This is a genomic window from Zobellella iuensis, assembly GCF_016746085.1.
Classification (GTDB): Bacteria; Pseudomonadota; Gammaproteobacteria; order Enterobacterales; family Aeromonadaceae; genus Oceanimonas; species Oceanimonas iuensis.
Window position 1 is genome coordinate 1 of the sequence record NZ_JAERTZ010000008.1, and the last position, 17,665, is coordinate 17,665.

The 17,665-nt window shown below is 63.2% G+C and carries 19 protein-coding genes; 8 read left to right on the top strand and 11 right to left on the bottom strand.

Annotated features, from left to right (window positions below; genetic code table 11):
• Positions 1–295: 295 nt before the first annotated feature.
• The 4 genes from JKV55_RS02930 to ectA all read right to left on the bottom strand — a co-directional run bounded on the left by JKV55_RS02930 (position 296) and on the right by ectA (position 4,165).
• Positions 296–1,732: an aspartate kinase gene (locus tag JKV55_RS02930; protein WP_369409615.1), complete on the bottom strand. Its 1,437-nt coding sequence runs from the start codon at positions 1,730–1,732 to the stop codon at positions 296–298.
• A gap of 123 nt (positions 1,733–1,855) precedes the next feature.
• A complete protein-coding gene (locus JKV55_RS02935; protein WP_202082256.1) occupies positions 1,856–2,263 on the bottom strand; it encodes an ectoine synthase in 408 nt (135 codons plus the stop codon).
• A 49-nt stretch (positions 2,264–2,312) separates the two neighbouring features.
• Positions 2,313–3,584, bottom strand: a complete 1,272-nt coding sequence (ectB, locus tag JKV55_RS02940; protein WP_202082257.1) for a diaminobutyrate--2-oxoglutarate transaminase — start codon at positions 3,582–3,584, stop codon at positions 2,313–2,315.
• Positions 3,585–3,652: 68 nt separating this feature from the next.
• A complete protein-coding gene (ectA, locus tag JKV55_RS02945) occupies positions 3,653–4,165 on the bottom strand; it encodes a diaminobutyrate acetyltransferase (RefSeq protein WP_237332630.1) in 513 nt (170 codons plus the stop codon).
• Between the two features lie 321 nt (positions 4,166–4,486).
• On the opposite strand from ectA, the gene JKV55_RS02950 reads away from it, so the two are divergent.
• The 7 genes from JKV55_RS02950 to JKV55_RS02980 all read left to right on the top strand — a co-directional run bounded on the left by JKV55_RS02950 (position 4,487) and on the right by JKV55_RS02980 (position 9,234).
• The gene (locus tag JKV55_RS02950; protein ID WP_202082259.1) at positions 4,487–4,696 is read left to right on the top strand and encodes a cold-shock protein; all 210 of its coding nucleotides are present in this window, start codon (positions 4,487–4,489) and stop codon (positions 4,694–4,696) included.
• A 372-nt stretch (positions 4,697–5,068) separates the two neighbouring features.
• Positions 5,069–5,407: a MaoP family protein gene (locus JKV55_RS02955; protein ID WP_202082260.1), complete on the top strand. Its 339-nt coding sequence runs from the start codon at positions 5,069–5,071 to the stop codon at positions 5,405–5,407.
• A 178-nt stretch (positions 5,408–5,585) separates the two neighbouring features.
• Positions 5,586–7,004 (top strand): exodeoxyribonuclease I, encoded by a 1,419-nt coding sequence (gene sbcB / locus JKV55_RS02960; protein ID WP_202082261.1) that lies wholly within the window; start codon positions 5,586–5,588, stop codon positions 7,002–7,004.
• A 10-nt stretch (positions 7,005–7,014) separates the two neighbouring features.
• Positions 7,015–7,353 (top strand): CidA/LrgA family protein, encoded by a 339-nt coding sequence (locus JKV55_RS02965; protein WP_202082262.1) that lies wholly within the window; start codon positions 7,015–7,017, stop codon positions 7,351–7,353.
• The gene (locus tag JKV55_RS02970) at positions 7,350–8,039 is read left to right on the top strand and encodes an LrgB family protein (RefSeq protein WP_202082263.1); all 690 of its coding nucleotides are present in this window, start codon (positions 7,350–7,352) and stop codon (positions 8,037–8,039) included. The genes JKV55_RS02965 and JKV55_RS02970 overlap by 4 nt, the downstream gene beginning before the upstream one ends.
• 20 nt (positions 8,040–8,059) lie before the next feature.
• Positions 8,060–8,896: a cytidine deaminase gene (gene cdd, locus JKV55_RS02975; RefSeq protein ID WP_202082264.1), complete on the top strand. Its 837-nt coding sequence runs from the start codon at positions 8,060–8,062 to the stop codon at positions 8,894–8,896.
• A 104-nt stretch (positions 8,897–9,000) separates the two neighbouring features.
• Positions 9,001–9,234, top strand: coding sequence for a hypothetical protein (locus tag JKV55_RS02980; RefSeq protein WP_202082265.1), 234 nt, complete (start codon positions 9,001–9,003; stop codon positions 9,232–9,234).
• Between the two features lie 201 nt (positions 9,235–9,435).
• Here JKV55_RS02980 and recR read toward each other — a convergent pair whose 3' ends face one another.
• From recR to JKV55_RS03010, 6 genes are all read right to left on the bottom strand, one after another.
• Positions 9,436–10,041, bottom strand: a complete 606-nt coding sequence (gene recR / locus JKV55_RS02985; protein ID WP_202082266.1) for a recombination mediator RecR — start codon at positions 10,039–10,041, stop codon at positions 9,436–9,438.
• Between the two features lie 214 nt (positions 10,042–10,255).
• A complete protein-coding gene (locus tag JKV55_RS02990; protein ID WP_094038499.1) occupies positions 10,256–10,585 on the bottom strand; it encodes a YbaB/EbfC family nucleoid-associated protein in 330 nt (109 codons plus the stop codon).
• Between the two features lie 41 nt (positions 10,586–10,626).
• Positions 10,627–12,975, bottom strand: a complete 2,349-nt coding sequence (gene dnaX, locus JKV55_RS02995; RefSeq protein WP_202082267.1) for a DNA polymerase III subunit gamma/tau — start codon at positions 12,973–12,975, stop codon at positions 10,627–10,629.
• Between the two features lie 6 nt (positions 12,976–12,981).
• On the bottom strand, positions 12,982–13,527 hold the full coding sequence (gene apt, locus JKV55_RS03000) for an adenine phosphoribosyltransferase (RefSeq protein ID WP_202082268.1): 546 nt from the start codon (positions 13,525–13,527) through the stop codon (positions 12,982–12,984).
• A gap of 70 nt (positions 13,528–13,597) precedes the next feature.
• Positions 13,598–13,990, bottom strand: a complete 393-nt coding sequence (locus JKV55_RS03005; protein ID WP_202082269.1) for a YbaN family protein — start codon at positions 13,988–13,990, stop codon at positions 13,598–13,600.
• 106 nt (positions 13,991–14,096) lie between these two features.
• Positions 14,097–14,288: a hypothetical protein gene (locus tag JKV55_RS03010; protein ID WP_202082270.1), complete on the bottom strand. Its 192-nt coding sequence runs from the start codon at positions 14,286–14,288 to the stop codon at positions 14,097–14,099.
• A gap of 395 nt (positions 14,289–14,683) precedes the next feature.
• Between JKV55_RS03010 and JKV55_RS03015 the strand changes: the two genes are divergently transcribed.
• The gene (locus JKV55_RS03015) at positions 14,684–16,246 is read left to right on the top strand and encodes a sensor domain-containing diguanylate cyclase (protein ID WP_202082271.1); all 1,563 of its coding nucleotides are present in this window, start codon (positions 14,684–14,686) and stop codon (positions 16,244–16,246) included.
• Between the two features lie 145 nt (positions 16,247–16,391).
• Here the strand turns inward: JKV55_RS03015 and ampC are convergent, their stop codons facing one another.
• Positions 16,392–17,579, bottom strand: a complete 1,188-nt coding sequence (gene ampC / locus JKV55_RS03020) for a class C beta-lactamase (RefSeq protein ID WP_202082272.1) — start codon at positions 17,577–17,579, stop codon at positions 16,392–16,394.
• Between the last annotated feature and the right edge of the window lie 86 nt (positions 17,580–17,665).

Sequence of the window (17,665 nt, forward strand, 5' to 3'; positions counted from 1 at the left end):
GGTAAGAAAAGAGCTTGGCGGCCATGAGTATGGTGCACCAAGCCCGTGTAAAAATATGAAAAATGTCAACAAAAACTTGTGACTAAAAGCCAGGCTGGAAGCTGGAAGAGTATGCTCCGGCTCTCATGTCATGCGTGAGAGCCGGATCCTGACAATGCGCCGGAGCAATAGGTGGTCACTCCCGCGAAGGCGGGAGTCCGGTGCACCATGCCATGGACCACCGCCTTCGCGGAGGTGACGAATACGAAACAACGGTGCAGGCGAAGAACCAAATATATGGCTTCTTCACGCCCTATCAGGCGACCGCCAGGGCCACGGTGTCGGCGTGGGTCTGCACCAGCTCGTCGTGCAGGGAGACCACCGCCTGCTCGTAGTATTCGTCGTCCACGATAAACTGCATTTCCACCGCCCGCAGCGACTGGTGCACCGCCCGTACCGGCACGTCCGCCCGGTTCAGGGCCCCCACCGAGCGGGCCAGCAGGCCGGGCATGCTCATGTCGCTGCCCACCGCCGATACCAGCGACACCTTGTGGGTGTTGACCTCGGCATTTTCGAACCGGCGCTGCAGCGAAGCGACCAGGCGACGCACCTGCTTGCGGTTGCCGGCCACATAATAGGTCAGGGTGTTGGCGTTCATGTCCTTGGCCACCAGGTTGAGCTGCATCTTGTCCAGCTCATCGGTAAAGCCCTCGGCATAGTGCGACACCCGCCCCACCATGTCCTGATCGAACAGCTCCACCGCAAACAGGTTGCGACGGCCGGCCACCATCTCCACGCAGGGCGAAGGGCTGCGGTAATCGGTGGTGATCAGGGTGCCTTCGTGCTCCGGTTCAAAGGTGTTGCGCACCCGCAGCGGAATATCCTGCTGGCGCAGTCCCTTGGCGGCCTGGGGGTGAATGGCCTCCATGCCGAGGTTGGACAGCTGGTCGGTCACGTCGTAGTTGGTGCGGCCGATGGGAATGACCTGATCCTCCCCCGCCAGGCGCGGATCGGCGCTGCTCAGGTGGTATTCCTTGTGGATGACGGCCTCGCGCGCGCCGCTGAGCACCGCCAGCCGGCTGAAGGTCATCTCGCTGTAGCCCCGGTCGAAACTGCTCATCAGCCCTTCCTTGCAGTGGGCATAACCGGTGACCACCGGCAGCTGGCTGGCCAGCTCCACCCGGGCCAGGGCCTGGCGGAGCACCTCGTCCAGCGGCAGCGCCTCGTCGGTGCGCCAGCCGGTCAGATCCATCAATACCGCGTTGACCCCACTCTGGCGCAGGTAGAGCACCAGGTTGTGGGCGCTGTGGGCCTCGCCCATGGCCGCCAGCAGTTCGCGGATGGTCTGCAACTGTTCGGCCAGCTGGAACTGGCCGAAGGCGCACACCCGGCGCAGGTGATGCAGACAGTCGCGAATGCCGGCGATACGCTCGTTGAGGAAGGCGTCCGCCAGCATCCGCTCCGGGGTGGCGCCGAACATCTCTTCATTGATCTGGGCCATGCGCTGGCTGACGTTGTCGAGCGCCTGCTCCCAGGCGCCGTCGTCCTCCGCATCCGCATAGGTGGCGTACACCCCCGGCGCGCCGGTGCGCTTGCACTCGAGCAGGCCGTCGGTAATGCCGCCGAAGGCCGACACCACCAGCATGCGCCGGTAGTAGTCGCCGTTGTCGCGGTTGTGCAGCACTATGTTGTCCCGCACCGCCCGGTACTGGCTCATGGAGGTGCCGCCGATCTTTTCTACCGTGTGTACCACAATGACTCCCGTTTGTTCTTTTATATGACGTTGGTAGCTGCGGGTCGCACATTTTCAGTGGGCCTGGGGATGCCCCTGCCCAGTGAAAATGTCCGTAGCGGGGGCCGGAGCCCCCGTTCAGCCTCAGTTGCCGGCGGTTTCTGTTTCCAGCGGGTAGACACCATCGGCGTCGTGCACTTCCTTGCCGGTGAGCGGCGGGTTGAACACGCAGGCCAGTTTCATGTCTTCACTGCCGCCACGCAGCAGGTGCTCGTCGTGCTGATCCAGGATATACAGGGTGCCGGGCGCGATGGGATAGACCTTGCCGTCGGCCAGGGTTTCGATCTCGCCGTTACCGCTCATGCAGTACACCGACTCCAGGTGGTTCTGGTAATGGATGTGGGTTTCGGTATCGGCATAGATGGTCGTGATATGGAACGAAAAGCCCATATTGTCGCTTTTCAGCAGCATCCGGGTGCTTTCCCAGGTGCCGGTCTCGGATGTTACCCGACGCTCGCTTTGTTCACATTCGGCAAGAGTACGTACGATCATGCGGTTTCCTTTCTGTTCTGAATTAAACATCTGATGGCGGGCCGTAAACTCAGGACGCCTTGCTCAGCCGCTCGCCGGCGGTCTCGTCGACGGCCTGCTCCAGCCAGTCCAGCCCCTGGGTCAGCTCGGCTTCGGTAATGACGAGCGGACACAGGCACTTGACCACTTCATCATCGGGACCGGCGGTTTCGATAACCAGGCCGCGCTCGAACGCCTTGGCGGTGATGACCCCGGCGATGTCGCCGCTCGCACAGGCGATGCCCTGCATCATGCCCCGGCCCTTCACCTTGTCGAACAGCCGCGGGTGTTTGTCCACCATGGCCTGCAGGCGGCGGCTCAGCAGCTCGCCCTTGGCCTTCACCTCGAGGGCGAAGGCGTCGTCCCGCCAGAAGGTTTCCAGTGCCTTGCGGGCGGTAACAAAGGCATGGTTGTTGCCGCGGAAGGTACCGTTATGCTCGCCCGGCTCCCACTGGTCCAGTTCGGGGCGCATCAGCACCAGCGCAAAGGGCAGGCCCATGCCGCTCAGCGATTTGGACAGGGTAATGATGTCCGGCTTGATGCCGGCGGGCTCGAAGCTGAAGAAGGTGCCGGTGCGGCCGCAGCCGGCCTGGATATCGTCGGCGATCATCAGGATGTCGTGCCGGCGGCAGAGGCGTTCCAGGCGCTGCAGCCATTCGACAGAGGCAACGTTCAAACCGCCCTCGCCCTGCACCACCTCGAACAGCACCGCGGCCGGCTTGTCCAGGCCGCTGGAATTGTCGTTCAGCATGGTTTCGAACAGCAGCAGGCTGTCTTCGCCGGCGCCGGGGTAGCCGTCGTAGGGCAGGCGGCTCACGTTGGCCAGCACGGTGCCGGCACCGCCGCGGTGATGCTGGTTGCCGGTGGCGGCCAGGGCGCCCAGGCTGACGCCGTGGAAACCGTTGGTGAAGGCCACGATGTTCTCCCGGCCGGTCACCTTGCGCGCCAGCTTCATCGCCGCCTCCACCGCGTTGGTGCCGGTGGGGCCGGTAAACTGGGCTACGTGCTCCATGTCGCGCGGCTTGAGGATGATGTCCTGCAATGCACTCAGGAAGGCCGCCTTGGCGGAGGTGTGCATATCCAGGCCGTGGGCGATGCCGTCGGCCTGGATATACTCAATCAATGCCGCTTTCAGGACGGGATGGTTATGGCCGTAGTTCAGGGTGCCGGCGCCGGCCAGGAAGTCCAGGTAGCGCTTGCCGCCTTGGTCGTGCAACCACACCCCCCGGGCCTGGTTGAACACCACCGGAAAAGAGCGGGCGTAGCTTTGTACACTGGATTCCATTACATCAAAAATACTCATCTCGACTCCTTAAAGTCCCGAGTTCAAATCTAAACATCGAAAATAACGCGAACGGATGGCTGACCGGGTCAGCCGAGGGCGATGCGGTAGAGGATTTCGCTGCTGCTGTTGCCGTTGAAGTGGCGTTGTTGATCGAAGAGCACATGACGCCCGCCCTGGCCCTTGCCCCGGTTGCGGGCCAGGCTCTCGAACAGCGCCCAGGAAGGGGCGTTGTCGGCGGTGATGGTGGTCTCGACATGGGTGACGCCCTCGCAGGCGGCAGAGCCCAGTATGGTCTCGAGCAGGGTGCGGGCCAGGCCTTCGCCGCGGGCGCGCTTATCTATGGCTACCTGCCACACAAAAAGGGTGTTTGGCTCTGAGGGCTTGCGGTAGGCAGAGATAAACCCCAGCAAACTGCCGTCTTCTTCGTCTTCGGCCAGCATGCAGGTGTCGGCAAAATGCAGACATTGCAGCAGGTTGCAATAGGTTGAGTTGGTGTCCAGCGGTTTGCAGCGGGCGATCAGGCGATTCACCTGGTAACCGTCGGTAGACTTGGGGTGGCGCAACAGCAGTTGCAGCTCAACAGTAGTATCCGTGTCCATGCTCATCATTTATGGGCCTAATCAGTTTTAGTTAGTAGGCGAAGTAAAAATCCTTTATTAACCTAACAAACCATTGATAAATTGCAAGCCGATCGCCGTTAAATTAATTTGAACAGCATTCATTTTAGCATTTCATTCTGATTTAAAAAGCGAGCAATAACCCCCTTGAAGCCCCTGCTGATACGCCCCTCCCCGCCCGGCCACCCGCCGCATGGCAGAAAATTAATGGCCGCTCCGGGCCCGCGCCGGTGGCAGCTGCTACTATGAATGCAGCGGCGATGCTGTTGTCGCCGCGCTGTCAGACCAACACGGAAATACACTATGAGCACCAAAGAAACAGGGACCGTAAAATGGTTCAACGAGGAAAAAGGCTTTGGATTCATCTCCCGCGCTTCGGGAGCGGATCTGTTCGTGCACTTCTCCTCCATACAGGGTGATGGTTTTAAAACCCTCAAAGAGGGCCAGCCGGTCAGCTTTGTGGTCACCCAGGGCAAAAAAGGACCACAGGCTGAAGAAGTGGAACTGATTTGATCCCAAGCAGGCGGCACAGCGGTGCCGCCCAGCCCATGGGTTGACAATCCGAACCGGGCCGAGGGATACCTGCGAAGACGCATGACCGACGCCGTGATTGCCGCCTAAAATCGATGAATAACAGGCTTCTAGCACTAAAACTCACGATACCCCGCCATCTTCCGAGCAGGCCCACCACCACGGCAGGAGCCGACCTGCAGGCCAGGCAGCCGCTTGGTGACCGCCTTTCCCCGCGTGAAATTCGAGCAGGAGCATGCCAAAAAACATCCATGCAAAGATTTTTAATGACTTGTGAAAAAAATTGATTTTGCGTCCCGGCATGCGGTGCCATACTTTCCGCGATCTATAGAGCCACTTAGAGTGAGAGTGAATATGAGCTTTGAGTCACCCAAGCCTTTTCAGGACTTCGCCCACTTCCCTCGCGGGTTGCGTCGTTGTGGCGAGTTTACGGTGGCGGAAGCCCAATTGCTTGAGCAATGCGGCCATGCCATGCTGGGGTTGTATACCGGACAGCAGGCACCGGCCACCGATGAAGAGCAACGTTTTATCGAGCAGGTTCAACAAGGGGTAGCCCCGGAAAGCCGCCATGCCAAAGTCTGGCTGAAGTACCTGAAGGTCATAGGTCCCAAGCGCGTACACCGCCTGTGTACCCCCATGGCATCAGGCAGCGGCGACGAAGACTACGAGCCGGTAGAAGACACCGCCGATTAACTCCCTGACCAAGGCCGGATCACTTCCGGCCTTTTTGTTGGAGCCCGGCGCAGGGCAATCAGGATAAAACGCCGGCAGTCGTGGTGTTCTCCCCGGTTTCCGTTTCATCTTGGCTTGGGTTCACCGCCCCGCTCACGCATAATGGCCCATCCGTAAAGGCAGATGCATCAGAACCATTATGAGCGAACAGGCGCAGCCCACTTTCTACTTTCACGACTACGAAACGGCCGGGATCAGTCCGTCCCTGGACAGGCCGGTGCAGTTTGCCGGCATTCGTACCGATGCCGAGCTGAACGAAATCGGCGAGCCGGTGATGTTCTACTGCCGGCTGCCCAGTGACTACCTGCCCTCCCCCGAAGCGACGCTGATCACCGGCATCACCCCGCAGAAGGCCCAGCAGGAAGGGCGGTGCGAAGCCGACTTTATCGCCCGCATCCACGACGAGTTCAGCAAAGCCAACACCTGCATCCTCGGCTACAACAATATCCGCTTCGACGATGAAGTCACCCGCCACACCCTGTACCGCAACTTTTACGACCCTTACGCCTACAGCTGGCAGCAAGGCAATTCCCGCTGGGATCTGCTGGACGTGGTGCGCGCCTTCTACGCCCTGCGCCCGGAGGGCATCCACTGGCCGGAAGACGAGGACGGCAAACCCAGCTTCAAGCTGGAACGGCTGACCGCGGCCAACGGCATCGACCACGGCAACGCCCACGACGCCTTGGCCGACGTGCGTGCCACCATTGCCCTGGCCCGGCTGTTGCGCCAGGCCCAGCCCAAGCTGTTCGACTATCTGTTCGAGCTGCGCAACAAGCACAAGGTGAAGGCGCTGATCGACGTGATCGGCAACAAGCCCCTGGTGCATGTGTCCGGCATGTTCTCGGCCTGGCAGGGCTGCGCCAGCTGGATTGCGCCCCTGGCCTGGCACCCGGACAACGCCAACGCGGTGATTTGCGTCAACCTGGCGATGGATCTGAGCCCCCTGCTGGAGCTGGACGTGGAACAGCTGCGCGAGCGGCTCTATACCCGGCGGGAAGATCTGGGCGAGCTGGCCCCGGTGCCGGTGAAGCTGGTGCACATCAACAAGTGCCCGGTGCTGGCCAAGGCGGCGGCCCTCACCGAGCAACGGGCCGACCAGCTCGGTATCGATCGCGTCCGCTGCCGCCAGAGCCTGGATCTGCTGCGCCGCCACCCGGAAATCCGCGCCAAGCTGGTGGAGCTGTACCAGCAGGAGCGGGAGTTCGCCCCGGTGACCGATGTGGACGCGGCCCTGTATCAGGGCGGCTTTTTCAACGACGCCGACAAGGCCGCCATGGCCATGGTGCGCGCCAGCCGCCCCGAGGTGCTGGCCACCCTGCCGCTGCAGTTCAACGATGCCCGCCTGCCCGAGTTGCTGTTCCGTTACCGGGCGCGCAACTATCCCCATACCCTGAATGAACAGGAATGGCAGCGCTGGCGGTTGCACTGCCAGGACCGGCTGCAGGCCCAGGCCGAACCCTATATGCACCGACTGGAACAATTGGTGATCGAGCATCAGGATGATGAACGCAAGCTGGCCCTGCTGCAGGCGGTGGCCCGTTACGTGCAATCCCTGTAAGGGTCACGCCATGAAACTGATACGCGACTTTGCGCTGATCCTGGCCTGCCTGCTGGTGGGCAAGGGCCTCGCCGCCCTGCTGCCCTTTGCCTTTCCGGGCAGCATACTCGGCCTGTTCCTGCTGTTTTTGCTGCTGAGTACCCAGCTGATCCCGCTGGCCTGGATCCATGACGGCGGCCAGCTGATCCTGCGCCACATGGCGCTGCTGTTCATTCCGGTGGCGGCCGGCCTGCTCGGCTATGTGGACGTGCTGAGCCAGGGCCTGGGGCTTATCATCGGCTCGGCCCTGAGCGGCCTGGTGCTGATCCTGCTGGTGGTGGGCCGGCTCTACCAGAGGATGCAGCCATGATGCTCTGGCTCGCCATACCGCTGACCGCCCTGCTCTACCTGCTGGTCAAGAAACTGGCCCGCCGGCTGAAAAGCCCGCTTATCAACCCCATACTGCTGCCGGCACTCGCCATCATCGGCCTGCTGCTGCTCACCGGCCAGGATCCCGCCGATTACCAGGCCGGCACCCGGCCGCTCAGCCTGCTGCTGGAACTGGCGGTGGTGGCCTTTGCCCTGCCGCTCTACCAGCAGGCGGCCAAAATTCGCCGCCAGTGGTGGCCCATACTGCTGTGCTGCAGCCTGTCGGTGCTGATCTCGGTGGGCACCACCCTGCTGATCGGCGCCCTGGTGCACGCCAACCCGGCGCTGTTGGCCTCCATCGCCACCAAGTCCATCACCACTCCCCTGGCCATGAGCGTAAGCCAGGCCATGGGCGGCATTCCGGCCATCGCCGCCGGCCTGGTGATCATCGTCGGCATGATGGGCGCCATCCTCGGTTTTCCGCTGATGCGGCTGGCGGGTATCCACCATCCGGAAGCCCAGGGCCTGGCCATGGGCGCCGGCGCCCATGCCATAGGTACCGGCGCCGCCGCCGAGGTGGGCGCGGTGCAGGGCGCTTTTTCCTCCCTGGCCATGGTGGTGTGCGGCATCGCCACCGCCGTGCTGGCCCCGCCGCTGTTTCATCTGTACCTTTGGTTCATGTCCTGAGTCCCACTAAGGAGGCTGTGATGGCCCAACCCCTCGACAAGGCACTGCAACAACTGCAACTCGATACCCTCTGCCGCTTCAGCCCGGCGCAGATAGACGCCCTGCAACAGGCCACCGGCCTCGGGCAGGAGGAGCTGGCCCTGGCCCTGCTGCCCCTGGCCCAGCGAAAAGCACAGCCAACGGTGTCCGGCTTCCGGGTCGGCGCCCTGGCGGTGGCCGGCTCCGGGTACTGGTACCTGGGTGCCAACCTGGAAGTGGACGGCCTGCCGCTCAACCATTCCCTGCACGCCGAGCAATCCGCCATCGGCCACGCCGCCCTCTGGGGGGAAAGCCGCATCGACCAGGTGGTGGTCACCGCCAGCCCCTGCGGCCATTGCCGCCAGTTTATGAACGAGCTGAACCAGGACAGCCTGGCCATCGTCCTTCCCGAGAGGCGCCAGAGCCTGGCCGAGCTGCTGCCCCACGCCTTCGGCCCGGCGGATCTGGGCATCGACGGCGGCATGCTCACCGCGCCCGCCGGCAGCCTCGCCTTCGATACCGAAGACCCGCTGATCCTGGCTGCGCTGGCCGAGGCCAACGCCAGCTACGCCCCCTACAGCCAGAACCGGGCCGGGGTGGCGCTGCTGCTGGACGACGGCCGCGTCTGCCGCGGCCGCTACCTGGAAAATGCCGCCTTCAACCCAAGCCTGAGCCCCATGCAGCTGGCCCTGAGCCAGGTGCTGCTGCAGGGCGCAACGCCGGCACGGATCCGCCAGGCGGTGATGGTGGAAGCCGCGGCCGGCATCCGTCAGCACGACACCGCCGCCCAGACCCTGGCCCGGCTCAGCCCCGTCGCCCTCTACAGCCTGGTGATTTAGCGCCTGCGACCTTTGGCTAATGGCCGGGCGGGCGCCCGGCCGGCTACACTGAGTGCAACATATTGCTAACACAAGGGCGCCGAGCGGTGCCGGAAAGGAGCGCCATGCACTGGCTGAAAATCATCGAAGTGTTGCTGTTGCTGGCCGGGGTGGTGCTGGTACTGGTGGGCACCCTGCGCTACGGCGGCCGCAAGAAGGACTGGCTGGCCCTGCCGAAAATCGTCTTCAACCGGGCCAAGGATCTGACCTTGAGCGAATACCAGTGGCTGCGCTACGGCGGCATACTGTTATTCGCGGGCGTGCTGGTGCGCATCGCCAACCTGACCTTTTATCCCTGAGCCGAGCCCCCTGCCCGCAGGGTCCCCGTAGGGTCGAATTTATTCGACCGAACCCAGCGCCGGTGGTGAAACGGTCCATTGAAGTAGGCCCTACCACGAACCCGGTGAATCCGGCACTCCACCCATAGGGTCGACCTCAGTCGACCGAACCCAGCGCCGGTGGTGAAACGGTCCATTGAAATGGGCCCGGTGGGTCCTATTTCAATCGGCGAAGGCCTTGCGCCCCATCAGCGAATGGCTGAGGGTATTACCGTCCACCAGTTCGAGCTCGCCGCCGATGGGCACACCGTGGGCGATGCGGCTGACCCTAACCCCATGGCCACGCGCGATATCGGCAATAAAGTAGGCGGTCGCCTCCCCTTCCACTGTGGGATTGGTGGCCAGGATCAGCTCTTCGAACTGCTCGGCGGCCAGCCAGTCGGCCAGCTTGTCCAGCCCCAGCTCTTCCGGCCCCACCCCGTCAAGGGGCGACAGATGCCCCATCAGCACGAAGTAACGGCCCTGGTACTGGCCGGTCTGTTCGATGGCGACCACGTCGGCCGGGCTTTCCACTATGCACAGCTGTCCGCTGATGACCCGTTTGGGGTTGGCACAGAGGGGGCAGATTTCTTCCTCGGTAAAGGTCCGGCACTGACGGCAATGGCCGATATGCTCCAGCGCCTGATCCAGCACATGGGCAAGCCGGCGGCCACCGGCACGCTGACGTTCCAGCAACGCAAACGCCATCCGCTGGGCCGACTTGGGGCCGACGCCGGGCAACACTTGCAGGCTTTTGATCAGTTCATCCAACAGGGGGCTAAAACGCATGGAAACACTCTTTGGAAGCTGGAAGCTGGAAGCTGGAAGCTAGAAGCTAGAAGCTAGAAGCTAGAAGCTAGAAGCTAGAAGCTAGAAGCTAGAAGCTAGAAGCTAGAAGCTAGAAGCTAGAAGCTAGAAGCTAGAAGCTAGAAGCTGAAACATAAACGGCTGTTGGCAGACGTCAATCTTAATTCTTCCAGCTTCCAGCTCACGGCTTCGGGCTTTAGAACGGCATCTTGAAGCCCGGGGGCAGTTGCATGCCGCCGGTCAGTTCGGCCATGCGGCTCTTGTTCTGCTCTTCGATGCGGCGTACGGCGTCGTTGACGGCGGCGGCCATCAGGTCTTCCAGCAGTTCCTTGTCGTCTTCCAGCAGGCTGTCGTCCAGCTCGACCCGGCGTACCGAGTGGCTGCCGGTCATGGTGACCTTGACCAGGCCGGCACCGGCCTCACCCACCACTTCCATCTGGGCCAGCTCTTCCTGCAGCTTCTGCATTTTTTCCTGCATCTGCTGGGCCTGCTTCATGATATTTCCAAGTCCACCTTTACCAAACATAGGTCGTTACTCTTAATTGATGGGTTAACAAACGCAGCGCCTTACTGCGCCATGGGTTCAATGCTGTCGTTGTCGAGCACGGCGGCAAAGCGCGAGATAAAAAATTGTACCGCATCATCGGCCTCGATTTCATCTTTAGCACGCACCTTGGCCGCCTGGTACAACAGCTGTTCAATTTCAAAAGGAGTCTGCCCCTCTCCCTCGCCGATGTCCACCGCCAGGCTGATCGGCGCTTGCTGCCGCTCCTTGAGCACCGTTTCCAGCTCCTGCCGGGTCTTGTCGGTCAGCAGGTGGCGGTGGGCGGGACGCAGCCACAGCCGCCATTCGGCGCCGTGACGCACCAGGGTACTGTGCATGGCCAGTTGCCGCAGCAGGCCTCCCAGGGGCAGGGATGCCACCAGCCGGGTCCACTCGTCCTCGGCCTGGGGTAGCAGGCTGGCGGCCTTGAGCGGCGCCGGCCCTTCTGCTCCGGCGGGCGCGGCGGAGCTCGTTGCCGAGGCTGAGGGCACGGGGGCGGCCTTGGGAGCCGGCACCGGACGCGGCGCTGTACTGGCCGGAGCGGGAGCAGGCCCGGCACGGGCGGGCACCCGCTCGGTGGCCATGCTTACGGGCGCCATCGACTCGTCCTGCCAGGGGGGCAGGTCGTCGTTGTCCCAGGGCATGTCTTCATAGGCATCGAGCGGCGGCAGCTCGTCCGCCGCCGGCCTGGGCTCGGCGGCGGGCCGTGCCGGTACCGGCCGTGATTGGGTCGTGGCCGTGGCCGGCACTGTCGCCTGGGCCGGTTTGGCCTCGGCCTTGGCCGCCGGCGCCGCCGACTTTTCCGGCTCCTGGCTGCGCAGCCGGTTACGGGTTTGCAGCAGGCGGCGGATGCGGGCCACTTCGGCGGCGGCTTCGTCCGTTACCGCTTCGGGCACCGGCGAAGCATCGCCCGGCGCTGCCGGCTGCGCCGCTTCCCGGACAGGCTCCTGCGGTTGCGGTTGCGGTTGCGGTTGCGGTTGCGGTTGCGGTTGCGGTTGCGGTTGCGGTTGCGGTTGCGGTTGCGGTTGCGGTTGCGGTTGCGGTTGCGGTTGCGGTTGCGGTTGCGGTTGCGGTTGCGGTTGCGGTTGCGCAGCAGTCTGTGCCGGCGCCTCGCCGTTGGCAAGGGTGGCCGGATGGCCCATGCGGCCGGCCTCGGTCAGGATTTCGGCCTGCTCCTGCAACAGGGTGGCCGCCATGGCCTCATCGTCGTCCGTCCCTTGCGGGGCGGCGTCGGGCAACGGCGGCTCAGGCTTTTTTGCGGGGGCGGCTCCGGCGGCCGGGGCCGTCGCGGTCGGCGCCTCGGCGCGAAACGCCAGGGTACGCAACAGCGTCATTTCCAGCGCCGAGCGGCCGTCGGGGGCAAAGGGCAGGTCTTTACGGCCCTGCAGGCAAATCTGGTAATAGAGCTGGATCTGCTCGGCCGGCACCAGTGGTGCCAGGCGGTTGAGCTCGGCGGCATGGGGCAGGTTGTGGGCCGGCACCACCTGGGCCAGCGCCAGCTGGTGCCAGAAACCGATCAGCTCCTTGTGGATTTGATCATAATCCGGCCCCATGCCGGCCAGCTCGGCCACCCGCGCCAGCAGCGCCTCGCCGTCACCGGCCAGCACCGCCTCCACCAGCGCCAGCAACTGCTGACGATTGAGGTTGCCGAGCATGGCCTCCACCTGGGCCAGCTGCACCCGGCCGTTGCCGAAGGCCAGCGCCTGGTCGGTCAGGCTCAGGGCGTCGCGCAGGCTGCCGTCGGCCGCCCGCGCCAGGGCGGCGGTGGCTTCGGGCTCGAACGGCAACTGCTCCTGTTGCAGGATATGGCGCAGCTGGCCGTCGATAAGGCTCGGCTCCAGGCTCTTCAGGTGAAACTGCAGGCAGCGGGAGAGAATGGTGATCGGCAGCTTCTGCGGATCCGTGGTGGCCAGCAGGAACTTCACATGGGGCGGCGGCTCTTCCAGGGTCTTGAGCAGGGCATTGAAGCTGTGCCGGGAGAGCATGTGCACCTCGTCGATCAGGTACACCTTGAAGCGGCCCCGGGCCGGCTGGTATTGCACATTGTCGAGCAGCTCGCGGGTGTCTTCCACCTTGGTGCGGCTGGCGGCGTCTATTTCCAGCAGGTCGACGAAGCGCCCCTGCTCGATTTCCTGGCAACTGGCACACTGGCCGCAGGGCTCCGGGGTTACACCGGTTTCGCAGTTCAGGGCCTTGGCCAGCAGCCGGGCGATGGAGGTTTTGCCGACACCGCGGGTGCCGCTGAACAGGTAGGCATGATGCAGCCGCCCCTGGGCCAGGGCGTTGACCAGGGCGGTGAGCACATGTTGCTGGCCCACCACCTCGGCAAAACGCCGGGGTCGCCATTTTCTGGCGAGAACCTGGTAACTCATCGGGAATTAATGACCGTCGAATTCAACCAGGCTGGTCACCTTGACGCCCAGTTTGGTCAGCTTCTGTACCCCGCCCAGCGCCGGCAGCGCGATGACGAAGGCCGCGTCCTGTACTTCACCGCCGCAGCGCCGTACCAGCTTGACCGCCGCTTCCACGGTGCCGCCGGTGGCCAGCAGATCGTCGACGATCAGCACCTTCTCGCCGGGCGCGATGGCGTCCACATGGATTTGCAGCCGGTCCTGGCCGTACTCCAGATCGTAGGCCACCTCTATCACCTCGCGCGGCAGTTTGGCCGGCTTGCGCGCCGGAATAAAGCCCACGCCAAGGGCCGCCGCCACCGGGGCGCCGAAGATAAAGCCCCGGGCCTCGGTACCCAGCACCTTGTTGATGCCGGAATGGCGATACTGCTCCACCAGGGTGTCTATGGTCAGGCGAAAGGCCTCGGCATTTTCCACCAGGCTGGTGATATCGCGGAACATAATGCCCGGCTTGGGGTAATCGGGAATGGTGACGATACTGTCGGCAATCAGCTTCAGGGTTTCTTGTTTCATAACGGACAGGCAGCCTTGTTAGGCCCGGATACGGCACGGGCATGGCATATAAGGTTGAATTGCGGCTAGCTTAGGGCCTAGTCTGTTTCATTGCAACCGCAGGCTGGTCGGGGACCAGGGGTAAGCGCAAAAACCACACCAGCAGCGCCAAAAATGTGAGCACCAGGCCCACCTTGACCCACCACAGCGGCACTATATAGATGGAAAAAGAGAAGCTGAGCGCCATCATCAGCAGGGCTCTTCTGCGCACATGGGCGCGCAGGCCGCGATGGGCTTGCCAGTCGCGGATCATGCCGCCGAACCAGGGATGATTCACCAGCCAGCTGTGCACCCGGGGGGAAGACTTGCCAAACAAAAAGGCCGACAACAACACGAACGGCGTGGTGGGCAACACCGGCAAAAACGCCCCCAGTACCCCCAAGCCCAATGAAATACTGCCAAGCAGGGCAAACAATATCCGCATCCGGCCCTCCTTTGTTCACAGCCTGAGCATAGCAGGAAGCGGGCGCTGCGGGAAACCCCATCCCGCCCAGAAGCCCCTGCCGTTGGCCGGCAGGGGCTGGCACTACTCAGGGCCCGCAATAGGCAGGCGGCCTTTTGCCTTGCTGTTTCATCAGGGTGCAATGACGGTTGTCCACGCCATCACCCCTGGCCGACAGGGTCTGGATGGTCGGCTGTTCGGGCGCCAGGTGCGCCGCTTGCGCGGGCACGGCTCCCAAGGCGAACACGGCGGCCACCATGAGTGAAGTGATGACTTTCATGATGCTTCTCCCTTCTCTTCTATTGGCAGCCCTGCGGTAACGATCGCGCCCTGCAGAGCCGGCACAATCCGGACGACAACCCCACCGCCAGCGCAGGCGCGCCGGACGCTTGGGCACTACGTATTGGCGTTGTCCCCGGCCCTCATAAAACATGACCGGGATGCCGATGATTTTTCTGCAAGAAAAGGCCACTTTATGGGCCGTTACCACAGTGGCGGCCGCCAGGAGCCTGGCAGGCCGGATGACGATGCAAACGGAAAGCGGGCAGCGCGGCGGCTCAGCCGGCTTTCACTTACTCTTTGTAAGGGTAGCTTTTGACCAGCCAACTCCATTAGAATGTTCGGCCTCATTCGGACAGGATTGACGCTCGCGCGCAGCAGGAATACGCCTCCCCCATGAAGCCTCCTTTTTTTCTACGCCTGGACTTGCGCCGTCTTATCCTGGCATTGGCCATGATCAGCGCACTGCTCACCCTGGGAAACAGCTTTTACGCCTCCTACGAGGTGCAGCGCGACCTGCTGATTGCCAATACCCTGGAGTCACACCGGGTGTACGCCGCCAAGCTGGCGGAAACGACCAATAATTTTCTGGAATCCGCCGAGCATCAACTGGCCCACAGTGCCACACTGCTCGGCACCACGGCGGGGGACGAGCAGGCCCTGCAACAGGAAGCCCGGCGGCTGCACCAACAAGCCAGAAATTTCAACTCCGTGGTGGTGGTCGATGCCGGGGCCATGGTCATGGCCGCCGAGCCAGAAGCGCTGCAGTTGCAGGGCCTCAGACTCGGCTCCGATGTCGTGCGCCAGTCGCTCGAGGCGAAAAGGCCGCTGATCAGCGCCCCCTTTGTCTCCGTCACCGGCCATCATCTGATCAGCATGTCCCATCCCATTTTCACCGCTGAGGGTACTTACCTGGGCTTTGTCAGTGGCTCCATTTATCTGCAGGATCACAGCCTGCTCAGCCAGATGCTGGGCAGCCACTACTACAGCGATGATTCCTACCTTTATGTGATCGACCACCAAGGCACCGCCCTCTACCACCCGGACGAGGCCTGTATCGGTGAGAAAATCATGGATAACTCCGTCGTTGACGCCGTGCTCGAAGGCCACAGCGGCAGCCTGCAGTTAACCGACGCCGACGGCACCGAGATGCTCGCCGGCTATGCTCCCGTCACCAAGGCGGGCTGGGGCATCATCGCCCAGCGCCCCAGGTCTTCCGCCCTAGCCGGGCTCGACGGCCAGATCCTCGATGTTTTTCTCAAGAGCCTGCCCCTGGCCCTGCTTACCCTTGTTTTTATCTGGTTTTCCGCTCTTTTGATTTCCACTCCCTTGCGGCAACTGGCCCACAACGCCAGGGCCATGGATCAGAAACAGGCTCAGGACAACATCGCCCAGGTGCGTTCCTGGTATTTCGAAGCCGCCCTGCTAAAGCGCGCCATCCTCAAAGGGGTGGGCCTGCTCAACGACAAGATCAGCCGGCTGCATGCCGACAGTCACTGCGATCCTCTCACCGGCCTGCTCAACCGCAGGGGCATGCAGAAGGTGCTCGATCATTTTCAGGAAACGGAGCAATCCTTTGCCATCGTTGCCCTGGATATCGATCACTTCAAGCAAGTTAACGACACCCATGGCCACGACGTGGGAGACCAGATGATTAAATCGCTGGCGAAATTGATGCAAAACCATGCCCGCAAGGACGACGCCCTGTGCCGGAGCGGAGGAGAAGAGTTCCTGCTGTTCCTGCCCGGCGCCGATACGCGCACGGCCAGGGAAGTGGCCGAACGGCTCCGAGGGCAGACCCAGAAGACCCGGTACCCGGAGGTGGGCCATATCACCATTTCCCTGGGCATTGCCCACTGGCCGGGCAGCCCCGCCACCATCGACAGCACCCTGAAAATGGCGGACAAGGCGCTCTACCTGGCCAAGCAGCAGGGACGCAACCGCACCATGGTCGCCTGACACCGGCGCCAACACTCCGCCCGGCAGCGGGCCGTGGGACAATAGCAGGGCGGCCAGGCGATTCGCATGCTTGTCGAGCCGGGGGCAGCCACGCATAGCCCCCCATTCCCCCCGCCGGCACCCCGGATCTTGCGCCGGGCGTCTATCAATCGGGCCGGCTCCCGGGATCGGCCGCCAGCGCCGTCAGGATCCGGTGGGCGGCCCGGATGCGTTCCGGATTGGGGTAGTTCCGGTTGGCCAGCATGACGATGCCGACCCTCTGGCTGGGCACAAAGGCGACATAGGCGCCAAAGCCGTTGGTCGAGCCGGTCTTGTTGAACCAGGCCGCGTTGCGCGGCGGCAACGGCGGGCTGAGCCGGACCGCCTCGTTGGCCTCCAGGATCATCGGCGCCGAGTTTCCGGCCAGCAGCCGCTCAAGGGTGACCGGGTAGTCGTAGCTTTCCCATCCCAGGCCCTGGGTCATGTCGCCCACGCGGAAGTAGCCCGCCCGGGTGTCCGCCATGGCCTGGTGCAGGGCCGGCTCCGGCGCGGCGTCGTCCATGTTGGCCTCGACGAAGGTCAGCAAGTCGGCCGCGCTCGTTTTTACCCCGTAGGCCTCGGCATCCAGCATGCCCGGATTCACCCGCACCGGCTCGTTCTCCTTCGAATAGCCCCAGGCATAGTGTGCCTGCTGCGCCGGCGGTACCCGCAGGTAGCTGTGGCTCAGGCCGAGCCGGGGAAACAGCTGTTGCTCCATCAGCTCCTCGAACGGCTCGCCCAGGCTCCGGGCGGCCAGGTAGCCGAACAGGCCGATGCTCGGATTGGAGTACAGCCGGTGGCTGCCGGCGACCTGGTCCGGCTGCCAGCGACGGTAATAGTCGAGCATGTCCTCCTCGCTTTGCACCTTGTCGGGAAATTGCAGCGGCAGGCCGCCCGCCGTGTAGGTGCCCAGTTCGAGCAGGCTTATCTCATCGAACCGGCTGCCCGCCAGCGCCGGCAGATGCCGGCTGGCGGCATCGGAGAATGAAAGGGCGCCGACCGCCTGGGCGTAGGATGCCAGGGTGGCGGTGAAGGTCTTGCTGACGGAGCCGATTTCGAACAGGGTGTCTTCCGTCACCGCCACGCCCGCTTCCCGATCGGCGAGGCCGTAATTAAAATAATACCTCTGGCCATCGAGGCTGAGGGCCACCGCCATCCCCGGGATCCGGTGCTCGGCGAGCAGGGGCTCGATGGTCTCGCTCACCAGCGCGTCAATCCGCGCCCGCTCTGCGCCCTCGACGGCCCAGGCAGAAGCCACAAAAAGCAGCGAACTCGCCGCGATAAGGCCTGATTTTACCACTAAAAACTTGCTCATATTGGAATTTTGCTCCCATCTTCAGGATGTTCTGGCATCATTGCCGGCTTGGCCGCAAGGCGGCCGGATGGTATCGGCATGGCATG

Bases quoted from the DNA above. Each gene is read 5' to 3' on its own strand.
- JKV55_RS03015 (WP_202082271.1), top strand. From the start codon at position 14,684: ATGAAGCCTCCTTTTTTTCTACGCCTGGACTTGCGCCGTCTTATCCTG.
- JKV55_RS02980 (WP_202082265.1), top strand. From the start codon at position 9,001: ATGCACTGGCTGAAAATCATCGAAGTGTTGCTGTTGCTGGCCGGGGTG.
- JKV55_RS02955 (WP_202082260.1), top strand. From the start codon at position 5,069: ATGAGCTTTGAGTCACCCAAGCCTTTTCAGGACTTCGCCCACTTCCCT.
- ectA (WP_237332630.1), bottom strand. From the start codon at position 4,165: ATGGACACGGATACTACTGTTGAGCTGCAACTGCTGTTGCGCCACCCC.
- JKV55_RS02990 (WP_094038499.1), bottom strand. From the start codon at position 10,585: ATGTTTGGTAAAGGTGGACTTGGAAATATCATGAAGCAGGCCCAGCAG.
- JKV55_RS02965 (WP_202082262.1), top strand. From the start codon at position 7,015: ATGAAACTGATACGCGACTTTGCGCTGATCCTGGCCTGCCTGCTGGTG.
- sbcB (WP_202082261.1), top strand. From the start codon at position 5,586: ATGAGCGAACAGGCGCAGCCCACTTTCTACTTTCACGACTACGAAACG.
- JKV55_RS02970 (WP_202082263.1), top strand. From the start codon at position 7,350: ATGATGCTCTGGCTCGCCATACCGCTGACCGCCCTGCTCTACCTGCTG.
- JKV55_RS02950 (WP_202082259.1), top strand. From the start codon at position 4,487: ATGAGCACCAAAGAAACAGGGACCGTAAAATGGTTCAACGAGGAAAAA.
- JKV55_RS03010 (WP_202082270.1), bottom strand. From the start codon at position 14,288: ATGAAAGTCATCACTTCACTCATGGTGGCCGCCGTGTTCGCCTTGGGA.
- JKV55_RS02935 (WP_202082256.1), bottom strand. From the start codon at position 2,263: ATGATCGTACGTACTCTTGCCGAATGTGAACAAAGCGAGCGTCGGGTA.
- recR (WP_202082266.1), bottom strand. From the start codon at position 10,041: ATGCGTTTTAGCCCCCTGTTGGATGAACTGATCAAAAGCCTGCAAGTG.
- JKV55_RS03005 (WP_202082269.1), bottom strand. From the start codon at position 13,990: ATGCGGATATTGTTTGCCCTGCTTGGCAGTATTTCATTGGGCTTGGGG.
- apt (WP_202082268.1), bottom strand. From the start codon at position 13,527: ATGAAACAAGAAACCCTGAAGCTGATTGCCGACAGTATCGTCACCATT.
- ectB (WP_202082257.1), bottom strand. From the start codon at position 3,584: ATGAGTATTTTTGATGTAATGGAATCCAGTGTACAAAGCTACGCCCGC.
- ampC (WP_202082272.1), bottom strand. From the start codon at position 17,579: ATGAGCAAGTTTTTAGTGGTAAAATCAGGCCTTATCGCGGCGAGTTCG.
- dnaX (WP_202082267.1), bottom strand. From the start codon at position 12,975: ATGAGTTACCAGGTTCTCGCCAGAAAATGGCGACCCCGGCGTTTTGCC.
- cdd (WP_202082264.1), top strand. From the start codon at position 8,060: ATGGCCCAACCCCTCGACAAGGCACTGCAACAACTGCAACTCGATACC.